A 14802-nucleotide genomic window follows, 5' to 3' on the forward strand; every position below is an offset into this window, starting at 1 on the left:
TGATATTACAGTTTTTTGATGTTTTTCTTTTTTTCGGGGGCGAGTGCGGGGCTTTGGGCGCGGAACTTCGTTCCCCGCCGTCAGAAGTATCGCTTCGCTTACTTCCGACTTTCTCGGCGGTGTGTCTGCGGCTGTTGGTGCTGTCAGCAAAAATGGAGTTGGTCTGTCATTACGATAGACCAACTCCTTGTGTTTTGGGTCGCCGCAGTCACGTATCTGAATGGGGCTGCCGCCCCATACCCTGCCAGGCGCGGTGGCGCTTGACCCACTGATTCGCGGCTTCATGTGTATCGCTTTACCTGTTTGGAGCGGCGGATCTCATGCGGCTTTCTTTTTTAGCCTCTGATCTGTCCGTTGCCGTTTATCAGCCACTTCACGGTCATCAGCTCTTTCAGTCCCATCGGGCCTCTTGTGTGGAGCTTCTGGGTGGAAATGCCTATCTCCGCACCTAAACCGAACTCGTCGCCGTCAGTGAATCTCGTCGAGCAGTTTACATATACCGCCGCCGAGTCGATGCGCTTCTGGAACTCCTCAGCCGAGAAATAGCTCTCGGTCACGATGCACTCGCTGTGTCCTGTGCTGTACTTCTGTATGTGCTCGATAGCCTCGCCGAGACTGTCTACCACCTTCACCGCAAGGATGTAATCACCGAACTCGGTGGCGTAATCCTCTTCAGTGGCAGGCACTACACAGTCGCCGAGAATGAGCTTTGTCATCTCACAGCCGCGTATCTCAACGTTGTGCTCGTCCAGCTTCTTTTTCAGCTTCGGCAGGAACTCCTCAGCTACAGTTCTGTGGACAAGGCAGGTCTCAAGGGCGTTGCACACGCTGGGACGCTGGGTCTTGCCGTTGTCGGTAAGCGCTACAGCCATGTCAAGGTCTGCGCTGGCGTCGATGTAGATGTGGCAGTTGCCCGTACCAGTCTCGATAACAGGAACGGTCGCGTTCTTCACTACCGACTGGATGAGCTTTGCGCCGCCGCGGGGGATGAGAACGTCGATGTAGCCGTTTGCCTGCATCATGTCAACTGCGATGCCGCGGTCAGTGTCCTCTACCAGCTGGAGAACATCCTCGGGCAGACCTGCCAGCTTGACAGCGCCGCGCATGATGTCCATAAGGCACTTGTTGGAGTTGATGGCTTCCTTGCCGCCGCGGAGGATGACCGCGTTGCCGCTCTTTAAGCAGAGAGCCGCCGCGTCAACGGTCACGTTCGGTCTTGCCTCGTAGATGATGCCGATAACGCCCATCGGAACGCGCACTTTCTGGATACGCATACCGTTCGGACGTACCTCGCCGCCGACTATCTCGCCGACAGGGTCAGCCAGTGCGCACAGCTTCTCGCAGGCCTGAGCCATTCCCTCGATGCGTGCGTCGGTGAGTCTGAGTCTGTCCTGAAGCGACTCGCTCATGCCGTTAGCCTGTCCCGCCTTGATGTCGATGTCGTTTGCCGCCTTTATCTTGTCGGCATTTTTTCTGAGCGCGTGAGCTATCTCAAGCAGCGCGTCGTTCTTCTGCGAGGTCGAAGCCGTCGCAAGCTCAGTCTTTACAGATTTGGCATTAGTGCCGAGCTTCTGTATGTAAGTCATGTCAATCCCTCCATATATCGTCGCCCATATTGCTTATGAACGCAGTAAGTTCCTCTGCCATTTCGTACTGTTCGGTTATCCTCGGATGTCCGGGGGTAGCCGCGCCCGTCCGTCTGAACACGAAGTGAGTTATCTTCGGGTCGCCGAACTCGCGTGCTATCTCATCTATAGCCTTGTCCCATGACGGGTCGTGCATCAGCACCGTCAGCAGCAGCACGAACACCGCCTTCGGGTACTTCGAGCGCAGGTCACTGATTATCGCCTTGTAGCGGCTCTTCCACTTTTCGCGGTAGTTCGGGTCGGAGATGTTGAAGTCCTCGCCGCCCTCGTTGTGGGGGTCGTTCTGACCCACCGCAAACAGCACGACGTGCGGAGTGTACTTCGAGAAATCCCAGTCGGTATAGCCGCCCTCCGCTTCGGGGAAGTAGCTTACCTTATTATATACCGTTTCCATACCGATGTGGTCGGGAGCGTGGTAGTAGCCCGTCCTGTCGAATATCGCGATGCCGCCCTGTGCGATGTTGTTCAGCTGTGCGCCCAGGTTTCGTGCGGTTATCATCGAGTAGGAATACCAGGAGTTGTCCCAGATGCCGTCGTTCTTTTCGGGGTCGTTCGACGCGGTGTGGTCGATAGCTTCCACCACCGCACCTGCCGAAACGCTGTCGCCGTAGCACTCGATGCGTCTCTTCGGCAGCGGCTTCGGGTCGAGGACGTCCGCGCTGTCGTTCAGCTCGAAGCCCTTGAACTCGAAGTAGTGGGAAGCGTCCTGACGCTTGTAGAGTATCAGCTCGTGATCCTTCTCTTCGAGACCTTCCGCGATGGTGAGGGTGATATCCTCCTCGGAATGCTCGTAGGTCACCTTGCCGACCCTGCCGTCAAGAACGTAGCCTATCTCCTGCGTATTGTAGAACTTGTGGTTGCGGATGACGCACTTAACGTCCGTGCCCCTGAACCGCATCGTCACGGAAGTGCCTGCGAAAATGAACCTGACACCGCCGCCGTATTCCTCAGTCCTGCCCATGTACACGAGCTGCCGCTCGTCGGGATGGATAAATATACTCATGTGAATTCCCCCAAATCCGGACTATCCTTTCTGTCCGACATTATTCCGATCGACCGTCATTGCGAGTTCGATCTCGTCCTCGTCCTCAGCGCCCGTTGCCGAAAAGCCCCTGCTCTCGTAGAGTTTTCTCGCTGTCGGGTTATCCTTGTTGCAGGTCAGCGCTACCCTGTCCGAATCCCCGAAGGGTCTCGTCCCGATATATCCGAGAACACGGTCAAGCGCTTCGCTGCCGTAGCCGCGTCCCTGCTCGGCCTTGTCTATCATCATGTGCCATATGTCGTATTCGGGAACATCATAGTCATATATCACCATGACATATCCCACCATTTTTCCGTCCGCATATATGCCGAACGGCTGACACTGATCCCGATAGACATACGCCTGAGCAAGGCTGCGTATCGGGTGAGAGACAAATCTTTCCTGTCCCTCTGCGAGCTTCAGTTCAAATGCATCAATAAAATTTTCCTCTGTGATCGGTCTTAATTCTACCATTGTTTTCTCCTGAATAGTCAGAATCCATGAGCTTTCGCCCATACGAACGTGTTAAAATGCTCATGTGACCACCCCCTTCGGAAAATTTTTCTGCTCACGCGGCTTATCTCTTTACGAAATACTCCTCATACCATACAAGGAACGTGTATATCGTCCAGACTTTTCTCCACAGGTCGGAGTTTCCGCCAACGTACTCGTCGTATATCGCCTTTATCTCTTCGGGCTTGAAGAACTTCGCCGCGATGTCGCTTGCGAACAGTCTGCGGACATCGCCGTTGTAGTTCTCGTCCGCCAGCCAGATGCGTATCGGCACGATGAAGCCGAGCTTCTTTCTGAACGCGATCTCCTCGGGCAGGACTTTTGCGGCAGCCGTTCTGAACGCCACTTTGTTCTGCTCCTCGGTGACCTTGTACTCGCTGGGCATCCTCGACGCGATGTCGAAAATGCGGCGGTCGGTCAGCGGCATACGTATCTCAAGTCCTGCCGCAGTGGACATCTTGTCAACGTTCAGGTAGATATCGCCCTCAAGCCAGATCTGTATGTCAACGTCGCTCATCTTTGTCAGCGGATCGAGACCCTCGGTCTCCTCGTAGATGTGCTGAACAAGGTCGATGGGCAGTACGGAAGGGTCGTAGTGCTGAAGGATGCGCTCCTTCTCGTCCTCCTTCATGATGTTGGTGTTGCCGACATAGAAGGTCTTTAAGTTGTCGCCGTAGCGCTCTGCGTTGCGGTACATATTGTAGCCGCCGAAGAACTCGTCGCTGCCCTCGCCCGAATAGCAGAGCTTCGTGTGCTGTGCGGTGGAGTTGCATCCCAGCGTGAACACGATAGCCGAAGCGTCGCCGAGGGGCTGCTCCATGTTGTACATGGTGTAGGGCACGATGTCGAAGTACATCTCGGGAGTGACTTTCAGCACGCTGTGACCCCTGCCGAGAACGTCGGCAGTTACCTTAGCCACGCGGCTCTCGTCGAAACGCTCCTCGTCATAGCCGCAGCTGTCGGTCATCTGCGCGTCGCTCATGGCAAGCACATACGCCGAATCCACGCCGCCTGAAAGGAAACTCTCGGCAGTCTCGCCCTCTTCCTTGACCTCGGTCATGATGAGCTTCATGGTCTCGTTGATCTCGTCCGCGAAGTCCTCCAGCGACTTCGAGCGGTCGGGTGCGAAGGTCGGCTTCCAGTAGCGCTCGATCTCGGGCTTTCCGCCCTTGAAGGTCATGCGGCATCCGGGCATCAGCTTCTTCACGCCCTTGAAGAAGGTGTCCTCGCCCGCCACATAGGTGAGGGTGAGGTATATCTGGAGCATCGGCTCGTTCAGTTCTTTCACGAAACCTTCCTGAGCCATGATGTCTCTTATCATCGTGCCGTAAAGCAGCCTGCCGTCCGAGGTCACGTAGTAGTAGAACGGCTTCGTGCCGAACTGGTCGCGCACACAGAACAGCGAATCGTCCGCGCTGTCATATATAGCGAATGCGAACATACCGTAGAGGTGGTCGGGCAGATCCTTGCCCCACTTCTCGTAGCCCCTGACAAGTATCTCCCTCTCACGCTCCTCACGCGGCAGCTTGCCGATGCCAAGCTCGGCGCAAAGCGCAGCATGGTTGCGGATATGTCCCCTGTAAGTTTTCAGCTCTGTCATAAGTATTACCCTTTCTGAAAAAAGTTGGTCACTATATATTATACCACAAGCAAAAAATAAATGCAAGTATCATCACAAAAAAATCAAAAATGAGTGCGGGTAGAACTGGGGAAACCCGCCTTAGCTTCGCACGTCCGCCTTAGCTTCGCACGGCTGGAAGAAAGGTTCTCCCCTTGCCGTGCGAAGCTAAGGCGGCCCCCATTCCAAAGACTTTTAATATTGTCGTCATTTAGAAGGGGTCGAAAAGATAGACTCTCAACGTTTCATGTGATGTAAACTAACAATTTCGCTCAAATGATGCGTTAACCACCATCGAACGTTTTTTTGGCAAGGCCGCACCAATAAAAAGAAGAACCACCCACAAGTCAAAAAGCATCAAAAGTTTTAGGGAAGAGGTTCCAAAAAAGAAAAAACCGCCCTAAAATCACCATAGGACGGTTTGTACGATTCATATGATCCCCGAGAAGCCCATGAAGCTCAGAGACACGATGGACGCGGCTATGAGGGTCGAGGGAACGCCTTTGAACGTTTCGGGGAAGTCGCTGTTTTCTATGGAAGTCCTCACGCCGCTGAACAGCAGCAGCGCGAGGGTGAACGCCAGTCCCGTGCCCACCGCATTTGTCACCGAGTGGAGGAAATCGTATCCCTTGTCGATGTTGCCGATGGTCACGCCGAGAACGGCGCAGTTTGTCGTGATGAGCGGCAGGTAGACGCCCAGCGCCTTGTGAAGGGGCGGCATCATTTTCTTCATGACGATCTCCACCAGCTGAACGAACATGGCGATAACGAGTATGAACGCCACCGTCTTGAGATAGGTTATCCCGAACCGTTCGAGCAGTCGGTAGACGGGGTAGGTTATCATCGCGGCGAAGGTCATGACGAAGATGACCGCCGCGCCCATTCCCACCGATGATTTCACCTGTTTCGACACGCCGAGGAACGGGCATATTCCCATGAACTGGGACAGCACCACGTTGTTCACAAACACGCATCCGATCAGTATCATTATGTAACTCATGCCGTTTCAGCCTCCTCTGCAGTCTTGCACTGACCCTTGCATATCGCCGCGGAGGGACAGCCCTCACAGCTTATCTCTTTCGGCGGCTTTTTGCCGAACAGCTTGTTGACCAGTGCGATGAGCACGCCCAGCACGAAAAATCCGCCCGCAGGCATGATGAACACGGTCATGGGGTGGTCGCAGAGGACAGGTATCTTCATCCCGAACCACGCGCCCGTACCGAGTATCTCGCGGATGCTTCCCATGCAGAAGAGGGTCAGCGTGAAACCGAGACCCATTCCGAGACCATCCAGTGCCGACGCGAAGATGCCGTTCTTGCTGGCGAAGGCTTCCGCACGTCCGAGGATGATGCAGTTGACCGTGATGAGCGACAGGAACACGCCCAGCGCATCGTAAAGCTCGGGCAGATAACCCTTCATCAGGAACTCGATGAGGGTCACAAAGCCTGCTATGATAACGATGAAGCAGGGCAGGCGCACCGCCTTGGGTATCACCTTTTTCAGCGACGAGATAACGATGTTCGAGCAGACCAGCACGAAGGTCGTCGCAAGTCCCATGCCGAGACCGTTCTTCGCAAGGCTCGTGACCGCGAGGGTCGGGCACATTCCGAGAAGCCCCACGAGATTCGGGTTCTCCTTTATAAGACCCTTCGTGAATTCATGGAGAGCCGTATTCTTATTTTCCACCGAATATCTCCTCCCTGTGCTCAGCGTAGATGTCCGCCGCCTGTGCGACCGCCGCTTTCATTCCCTTGCTGGAGTAGGTCGCCGCCGTCACGCCGTCGATGCCGTCGGTGCTGTCCCCAGCTTTGAAGCCTTTGAACTGCGAGAGGAAATCCTCCCCCTGCACCTTGGTGCCGAGTCCGGGGGTCTCGCCGATGGAGATGAAGGCTATCCCTGCCACAGTCCCCTCGCTGTCGAATCCGACCAGTATGTGCAGACCGCCCGTCGCATAGCCGTCGTGGGTCAGCTCGATAAGGCAGAGCTCGCGTCCGCTGTCGGTGATGACCGAATCCACGCCCTCTTCCCCGAAAGTCACAGGCAGAGTTTTGCCCTCCTCGGTTTCGGTGAGCATGGTGTAATCCCCCTCACCGAATATCTCCCTGCATCCTGCGGTGAGCTTGTCGGTCATGACCCCCGTCGTGTCAACGTAGGTCGCGTCGTGAGCGATAACGAGGAGCGCACTCACGACGATGCAGATGACCGTCAGCACCACGGGCGGCAGTATCAGCTCTTTCAGAGACTGCGTGTTTTCCGTGCTGTTCATGCGTTCGCCCTCCTTCTGCTCTTTTCGGTGCCGAGAGGTCTTCTCTCGGTGAAGCGGTCAATGTAGGGGGTGAGTATGTTCATTATGAGTATCGAGAAGCTGACGCCCTCGGCGTAGTTTGCGTAGAAGCGTATCACACAGGTGATGATGCCGCACCCGACGCCGAATATCACTTTCCCGAGGGGCGTTATCGGCGTGGTGACGTAGTCGGTCGCCATGAATACCGCGCCGAGCATCACTCCGCCCGCGAGTATCTGGAACACGGGGTCTTCCCCTGCGAACCACGAGAACACGAACACCGTCCCCGCGAACACCAGCGTAGCGTGGGGAGTTATCACCTTCACCGCCAGCAGGTATATGAACCCGACCAGCAGAGCCGCCGCCGAGACTTCGCCGAGACATCCGCCGCACTTTCCGAGGAACAGGTCGAGGTATCCCGCCTGCTTCGTCACCAGCGGAGTCGCGGATGTCACTGCGTCAACACCGCGTTCAAAGGGTCTGACCCAGTGGGTCATGTCGGCGGTAAAGGACAGCATCAGCACTATCCTTCCCACTATCGCAGGGTTAGCGAAGTTCTGCCCCAATCCCCCGAAAAGCTGTTTCACCACGGCTATGGACACGAACGCTCCTATAGCCGCTTCCCACAGCGGAAGAGTTGACGGCAGATTGAACGCCAGCAGTACGCCCGTCACCGCCGCCGACAGGTCACCTGTCGTCAGCGGACGTTTCCTGAGTTTGTTGCACACCGCTTCCGTACCCACCGCAAAGGCGGCAGTCCACAGCGTGAGGATGAGCGCACGGACGCCGAACACCCACACCGAAACTCCGAGGGCAGGCATCAGCGCGATGAGCACATGGAGCATCACTTTCCGCGTCGAAGCCGTGCTGCTTATGTGCGGCGACGGCGACACCGAGAGCTTGCCCTTGTTGTCAATATCGTAATATGCCAAGAGGTGAGCCTCCTTATTTCCTTATAAGCTCTTTTGCGAGCTGGTTTTTCTCCGCGAGCCTGCGCTTTGCGGGGCAGACATACGAGCACGCGCCGCAGTTCATGCAGAGATCTGCGCGAAGACGCCGCAGGGTATCCTTATCCTCCGCGTCGAACGCCTTTTCGATGCGGCAGGGCATGAGTCTCAGCGGACATACCGAAACACAGCGTCCGCAGCTTATGCAGGCGGTCTGCGGTATCGGCTTTGCGCGGCTCTCCCCGAAGGCGAGTATCGCGTTGTTCACCTTGATGAGGGGCGTGTCGGGGTCGTAGATGCAGATGCCCATCATCGGGCCGCCCATGAGTATCTTCTTCGCCTTTTCGATGTCGGTGTCGGCAAAGCGCAGGATGTCGCTTATCGGCGTTCCCACGAGAGCCTTTACGTTCATCGGCTTGCCGACGATGTCGCCGTCAACGGTCACGCGGCGGCTGACAAGCGGCATTCCCGTCCGCAGATAGTCGGAGATGAACGCCACGGTCGATACGTTCATGACGATGAGTCCCTGATCGAGCGGCAGCTGACGGTCGCGGATGAGCCGCCCCGTCGTGTTGTACGCCATGACCTTCTCCGCACCCTGCGGATATTTCGATCTGAGGACTTTGATCTCGATATTCCCGTCCGAAGCGGTCTTTTCGGTCATGATGCGGATGGCTTCGGGCTTGTTGTCCTCGATGCCGATGACGGCGCGCTCTATCTCAAGATACTTCATCGTCTGCCTGATGCCGTCAACTATGCTGTCGGGCTGTTCGGTCATCGTGCGGCAGTCGGACGTGATGTAAGGCTCGCACTCGGCGGCGTTTATCACCAGCGTGTCTATCCTGCGGCTGTTGACGTTAAGCTTGATATGGGTCGGCAGACCTGCGCCGCCGAGACCCACACACCCCGATACCCTGACGGCCTCACAGAAATTGTACCTCTCCGTGACCCTCGGCGGCATGACCTCGGGACTGATGGTCTGCGCTCCGTCGGGCTCTATCATGACCGCCTTGCAAAGCCTGCCGTTCATCAGCAGATGGTCTTCAACAGCTGTGACTTTTCCCGAAACGGGTGAATGTATCGGCGCGGACATCAGCTTGTCGGTGTCCCCGATGCACTGCCCGACTTCCACTTTGTCGCCCTTCTTCACGATGGGGACGCACGGCGCGCCGATGCCCATGAGCATCGGTACGGCTATCTTGTCGGGAAGCGGCAGCTCCGTGCAGGCACAGTCCTGCGTGCCCTTGTTATGAGGCAGAAAAACCCCTCTGAGTTTCATATGTTATCCCTCAACTTTGGTGAAGCAAAAAGTATATGCTTAATTATATGCACTATATCTTAGTATAACATACTCTCCCCCGAAAAACAAGCCATTACCGGACACTCCCACCCAACTTTGTTATTTTCCCCAAACCACCCCCGAAATCCCACCCGAATATTTACGCCACAGCGACGCGAAGAGAAACCGGGGGAAACCTTTCTGAAGAAAGGTTCTCCCCTTGCCGTGCGAAGCTAAGGCGGGGGTCTCCCCCGAGAAATCTGCACTCTCCCCCAGTAGCAAGCCAAAAGACAAAGGAGTCGTGAGATGAACTCACGGCTCCTTTGCGGTGGTTATTATTATGGTAAGTAATCTCAGAGAGGGAATCAATTACTTATCAGTATACTGCTTCGATATTCCAGAGCTGGTTTGACGCGCCCGAGTAATTCCACTGGAGAACGTTCGCGTTGTCAGCCTTTGACCTGCCCGAGACATCGAGAGCTTTTCCGCTGTTTTTGTTTATGATGGCATAGCTGTTCCCGACCTTGCGGAGTTCCCACTGCTGGCAGGCGTTTCCATAGTATTCGCACTGCTGGACGTTTGCTCCGTTGTCGTTGCTGCCCCATGCCACGTCGAGCACCTTATTGCTGTTGGCGCATCTGATGACATAATATCCGTCGGACTGTTTTTCGAGGTACCACTTCTGATTGGTATAGCCGTTGTAGGTATACTGGAGAACGTTCGCGCCGTTGTCCTGACTTCCCCAGGAAACGTCGAGAGCCTTTCCGCTGTTCACCGACTTGATGGCGTACTTCTGCCCCGAAGTGAAGCTGCCCGAATTGCCCGTGTTGGTGTTGGTATTAGTGTTCGTGTTTGTATTGGTATTAGTGTTAGTATTCGTGTTGGTATTTCCGCCGTTTCCCGAGGGTGCGGTGTAGGACATCCAGTCATACTGAGCGGTCAGGGGAGCTCTGCCGTTGAAGTGGTTGAGCCATTCGTCAACGCCCGTGCCGTTCCACACGTTCATCATTATCTTGCCGGGGGTCTGGGGGATGTCCCTGTAGGCGGTGTAGACGGGCTTTTTGTCAACATACCAGGTGATGCTGGAGCTGTCCCAGTAGAAACCATACTGATGGAAGCTCTGGGATGCGTCGAACCCGAGGTTGTAGACATACTCATGGTTGCCCTGACCCTTGGTGTAGTAGTTGAACTGCACCTGATTGGTGTTCTTGCCGAGGAACTCGATGTCTATCTCGTCCCAGACAGTGCCGTCCGTAGGACCCGTGTAGGTGAAGAAGGAGCTTACCACGCCGTCGTTCTTGATGGGCTTCATGCTCACATCATACATACCGAAGCCGAAGGTCTGGGTGGTGCGGTACTCCGCGCCCTTGTAACCCTGCCAGCTGTTGCCCGTGATGGAAAGGTTCATCTTGCCGCCCGAGAACGAAACGTTGTCCCTGCTCCATGTGCAGTCGAACATACCGCCGTTCGACCAGCCGTCGGAAGCCTCCATCGTGCCCCACTCATAGCTGTCGAATCCCGTGCCGAAGTAACTGCCGTTGAACCTGCTCGCCGCCGATACGGGCATGAGCATATTCAGCGACAGAGCCACAGCCGCCGCCGCGCTTACGATCGTTCTCGTCATCTTTCTTGCCTTCATAGTTTTTACCTCCAAATAAATAGGTCATGTACAACACATACATATTCTTTCGCTCTTTTTATTTTTTTCTATTCGTTTCAGCAAATACATTATATCACCCGTGCCGCCCGCGATTATATCATATGTGTAAGAAATATTGCAGCTTTTTAACCATTCCCGTGAAAAATCACGGTATTTTGCTGTATTTTTATGCTGTGAATCTCTACACTTTTTGTGCATTTTGTGAAAGTTGACAACCGTACGTATATTTGGTATAATGGTATCATGGATTGTATTTCTTTTTGGAGATAACAATAGAAGGACTGAAAGTATGGAAAAGATTAAGATACCCCCTGCCGCCGCAAGGGCACTTGAACTGCTCGAAACAGCAGGATATGAAGCATGGTGCGTCGGCGGCTGCGTGAGAGACGCCCTGCGCGGCTGCGAACCGCACGACTGGGATGTCTGCACCTCGGCAAGCCCCGATGAGATGCTAAAGGTCTTTGCACGGTTCAGAACGATACCCACGGGAATAAAGCACGGCACCCTCACCGTCATTATCATGGGCGAACAGATCGAGATCACTACCTACCGCTGCGACGGCGAATACGCCGACCACCGCAGACCCGACAGCGTTATATTCGTCAGGGATATACGCAGCGACCTCGAACGCCGCGACTTCACCATGAACGCCATCTGCGTTGACCTGCGCGGCGAACTCTACGACCCCTTCGACGGACAGGCAGACATAAAACGCGGTCTTATCCGCTGCGTCGGCGACCCGTACAAGCGCTTCGACGAGGACGCGCTGAGGATACTCCGCGCTGTACGCTTCGCGGCAAAGACGGGATTCCTCATCGACGAGCCGACCCGCAAAGCCGCCGTCGAGCTGAGAGGTCTGCTGGACAGCGTCTCCGCCGAGAGGATATGGTCGGAGCTGCGTTCGCTGCTGACCCAGCCCCACGCAGGAGATGTGCTCAGAGAACACAGGGAGATAATCGCGCAGATACTCCCCGAGGCTAAAGCCTGCTTCGGGTTCGACCAGCACAACCCTCACCACTGCTACGACGTGTGGGAGCATATCACCCACAGCGTTGACTTCATCGAACCCGACCCGCTGCTGAGAACAGTGATGCTGCTGCACGACATCGGCAAGCCCCTCAAATACAAGCTGGACGAGAACGGCGTGGGGCACTTCAAGCTCCACCAGCTGGCAAGCGCGGACATAGCCGAGGATGTGCTGACGCGGATGAAGTCGGACAACTACACGAAAAAGCGCGTCTGCGCACTCATCGCAGAACACGATGACCGCATCCCCGCCGAAAAACGCCCGGTGCGGCGCTTTATCTCAAAGTACGACTACGATTTCTTCGGCGAGTACTTAAAGGTGCGCCGCGCGGATACCCTCGCACAGTCGATGTACCTGCGCGAGGAAAAGCTCGCAGAGCTCGACAGGCTCGGCGAGATAGCGGCACAGCTCCGCGAAGAGGACAGCTGTCTGAAAGTCAACCAGCTGGCGGTCAACGGCAAAGACCTGATGGCTCTCGGTTTCAAAGGAAAAGCGGTGGGCGAAGAGCTGAAAAGACTGCTCGCCGCGGTCATAGAGGAAGAGCTTCCCAATGAACACGATGCTCTCCTCGCGTCCTCAAAGGAGCAGCCGATATGAGTTTACTGACATTTCTGCGAAAGGCCGACAAGTGCACCATCAAGCGGATATTCTTCGGCGGTGCGGTACTGTCGTGGTGCATATGCATATTCCTGCTGTCCGCCGAGAACGCCACGGAGTCTTCCATGACCAGCGGCGGCGTGATACGCTTTTTCTGCACGCTGCTCGTCCCCGAATTCGTCACCGACTCGGAAGCCGAGCGCCTGCAAATGATAAACAGCCTGCAATTCTTCGTGCGCAAAGCCGCCCACTTCACGGCTTACATGATACTGGGATTTCTGGCGGCACAGGTGTTCATGGCGATGCCGAGACTCAAGAACGTCTTTCGGATGTGCCTCGGCGCATGGGGGTTCAGCATCCTCTACGCGATAAGCGATGAGATACACCAGAACTTCGTCCCCGGACGCGCCATGCAGCTGAGGGATGTCATCATCGACTCCACGGGGGCGCTGGTCGGGGTGGTGCTGTCCTATGCGGTGAGCATGGCAGTGCTCCGCAGACACAGCAAAGCCGCCCTCGGGGACAAGAAAAATACGCCTTAAATATTAACAAATATTGCATTTTGAAACAAAGCCTTTCCGCCCGTGCTTTCTCATGCAGGTACGGCGAAAATCCTTGTAATACCGTGATTCCGAGCGTTGGAAAATTCCCTGCGGCGAGCCGTGACGATTTTTTCTATTGACATTTTGTTCAAATTATATTATAATGAGAAGTGAAAGCAATACCGCTCAGGACAACGGTTATTACGGGAGGTTATTATTATGAGGAAAACAAGACGTACAGCAGCAGGCATATTCGCCTTTGCTATGGTGCTCGGACTCGCCGCCTGCGGAAGCTCCGACAAGAAAAACAACAGCGAAGAGTCGTATGTTGACCAGGTAAAGGTAGAAGATACCGACAAGATCGACGCTATCCCCGAGGGCGCCGAGAGCGAGCTCGAATGGCTCAGCTACTTCGACATCAACCCCTCAAAGGGCTCGAAGGAAAAGAGAGTCGATCTCGACCTGTTCGAGAAGAAGGGCGGCAAGATCAAGTACTCCGCAACCTCTTCCATGACAAAGTACGACCAGCTCGCAAACCGCGTTCTTTCCAACGATCCGCCCGATCTTTTCTGGTTCGAGCAGAAGATGACATTCCCCGTTTACTGCGTAAAGGGAATGTTCCAGCCCGTCGATGATGTCGTTAACTTCGACGACGACCTCTGGAGCGACGTAAAGGGTCTCGCAGACAACTTCACGCTGGCAGGCAAGCACTACGTTGCCCCCGTATCTCAGGACATCCTTTCGGTGCTGACCTACGACAAGGCTATGATCGAGGCTAACGGTCTCGACGACCCCTACGATCTGTACATGAACAACGAGTGGACATGGGACGCATGGTATGACATGATGGATACCTACGTTTCGGGCTCGACGGGTGAGGATGACGTCCGCTACGGCATCAACGGCTGGTTCGGACCCTTCATCTTCCAGTCCACGGGCAAGACCCTCATCAAGTACGATGCCGATACAGACAGCTACGTTTCAAACATCACCGACCCCGATTTCGACAGGGCTTCCTCGGTGCTGTACGACATCAAGAAGAACGATATGTACTACGGCGACTGGATAGGCTCGGCTTCCGAGTGCTTCAAGAAGAACATCCTCTTCTACGGTATGGGCACATGGGCAGTATCCCCGAAGGAGGGCGACGAGTGGGGCATCGTTCCCATGCCGCGTGACCCCAACACCGACCAGCACTACTCCACCATCACCGTAAGCGCTTATATGTGGGTAAAGGGCTCGAAGAAGACCGAGGCTGTAAAGACCTGGTACGAGTGCGCAAAGATCGCGGCTACCGACCCCCAGTACACTGAGGCAGGCAAGGAGAAGTTCTTCGTTACCCAGCCTTACTGGACTGAGGAGATGTATCAGATGGCTAACGAAGAGGTGCTCTCCGATAAGTTCATCAAGATGTTCGACCCCGGCTACGGTATCTCCACCGTCCTCTCCAACGACGACGCGGCTACCAATGCCACCAAGGAGGCTGTAATACCCTATATGTACACCTCCGTTATGAAAACCGACGATGACGGCAAGCAGTTCACATGGACTCAGCTCCGTGAGACTTACACTTCCACCATCGATTCGGAGCTGAAAAACTTCAACGAGGAGTATCACAAGTTCGTTCAGCAGGGCGGCTGATGCTCCGCACCTATTAGGAAAGTGAAT

Annotated in this window: 13 protein-coding genes; 3 read left to right on the forward strand and 10 right to left on the reverse strand. The window is 55.1% G+C overall.

The window, feature by feature from the left end:
• Positions 1-335: 335 nt before the first annotated feature.
• The 10 genes from BT142_RS00890 to BT142_RS19970 all read right to left on the reverse strand — a co-directional run bounded on the left by BT142_RS00890 (position 336) and on the right by BT142_RS19970 (position 10947).
• Positions 336-1586 (reverse strand): glutamate-5-semialdehyde dehydrogenase, encoded by a 1251-nt coding sequence (locus BT142_RS00890; protein WP_072416319.1) that lies wholly within the window; start codon positions 1584-1586, stop codon positions 336-338.
• 1 nt (position 1587) lies between these two features.
• Positions 1588-2649 (reverse strand): SGNH/GDSL hydrolase family protein, encoded by a 1062-nt coding sequence (locus tag BT142_RS00895; RefSeq protein ID WP_072416320.1) that lies wholly within the window; start codon positions 2647-2649, stop codon positions 1588-1590.
• A gap of 21 nt (positions 2650-2670) precedes the next feature.
• Positions 2671-3141: a GNAT family N-acetyltransferase gene (locus BT142_RS00900; RefSeq protein ID WP_072416321.1), complete on the reverse strand. Its 471-nt coding sequence runs from the start codon at positions 3139-3141 to the stop codon at positions 2671-2673.
• A gap of 103 nt (positions 3142-3244) precedes the next feature.
• Complete coding sequence (locus BT142_RS00905) at positions 3245-4780, reverse strand: asparagine synthetase B family protein (protein ID WP_072416322.1); 1536 nt, start codon at positions 4778-4780, stop codon at positions 3245-3247.
• Between the two features lie 448 nt (positions 4781-5228).
• Entirely contained in the window at positions 5229-5798 is a 570-nt protein-coding gene (locus tag BT142_RS00910; protein WP_072416323.1) for an electron transport complex protein RnfA, read from the reverse strand.
• Complete coding sequence (locus tag BT142_RS00915) at positions 5795-6484, reverse strand: electron transport complex subunit RsxE (protein WP_072416324.1); 690 nt, start codon at positions 6482-6484, stop codon at positions 5795-5797. The genes BT142_RS00910 and BT142_RS00915 overlap by 4 nt, the downstream gene beginning before the upstream one ends.
• Positions 6474-7064 carry an RnfABCDGE type electron transport complex subunit G gene (locus tag BT142_RS00920; RefSeq protein WP_084659253.1) on the reverse strand — a complete coding sequence of 197 codons (591 nt, stop codon included), beginning with the start codon at positions 7062-7064 and terminating at the stop codon, positions 6474-6476. The genes BT142_RS00915 and BT142_RS00920 overlap by 11 nt, the downstream gene beginning before the upstream one ends.
• On the reverse strand, positions 7061-8014 hold the full coding sequence (locus tag BT142_RS00925) for an RnfABCDGE type electron transport complex subunit D (protein WP_278277282.1): 954 nt from the start codon (positions 8012-8014) through the stop codon (positions 7061-7063). The genes BT142_RS00920 and BT142_RS00925 overlap by 4 nt, the downstream gene beginning before the upstream one ends.
• 13 nt (positions 8015-8027) lie before the next feature.
• A complete protein-coding gene (gene rsxC, locus BT142_RS00930; RefSeq protein ID WP_072416325.1) occupies positions 8028-9308 on the reverse strand; it encodes an electron transport complex subunit RsxC in 1281 nt (426 codons plus the stop codon).
• Between the two features lie 376 nt (positions 9309-9684).
• Positions 9685-10947, reverse strand: a complete 1263-nt coding sequence (locus tag BT142_RS19970) for a beta-glucanase (protein WP_072416326.1) — start codon at positions 10945-10947, stop codon at positions 9685-9687.
• 310 nt (positions 10948-11257) lie between these two features.
• Between BT142_RS19970 and BT142_RS00940 the strand changes: the two genes are divergently transcribed.
• The 3 genes from BT142_RS00940 to BT142_RS00950 all read left to right on the forward strand — a co-directional run bounded on the left by BT142_RS00940 (position 11258) and on the right by BT142_RS00950 (position 14775).
• Positions 11258-12592, forward strand: a complete 1335-nt coding sequence (locus BT142_RS00940; protein ID WP_072416327.1) for a CCA tRNA nucleotidyltransferase — start codon at positions 11258-11260, stop codon at positions 12590-12592.
• The gene (locus BT142_RS00945) at positions 12589-13134 is read left to right on the forward strand and encodes a VanZ family protein (RefSeq protein ID WP_084659254.1); all 546 of its coding nucleotides are present in this window, start codon (positions 12589-12591) and stop codon (positions 13132-13134) included. Before BT142_RS00940 ends, BT142_RS00945 begins: the two co-directional genes overlap by 4 nt.
• A gap of 219 nt (positions 13135-13353) precedes the next feature.
• Positions 13354-14775, forward strand: coding sequence for an ABC transporter substrate-binding protein (locus BT142_RS00950; protein ID WP_072416328.1), 1422 nt, complete (start codon positions 13354-13356; stop codon positions 14773-14775).
• Positions 14776-14802: the final 27 nt, after the last annotated feature.

Source organism: Ruminococcus sp. YE71, from assembly GCF_900119155.1.
GTDB lineage: Bacteria > Bacillota > Clostridia > Oscillospirales > Ruminococcaceae > YE71.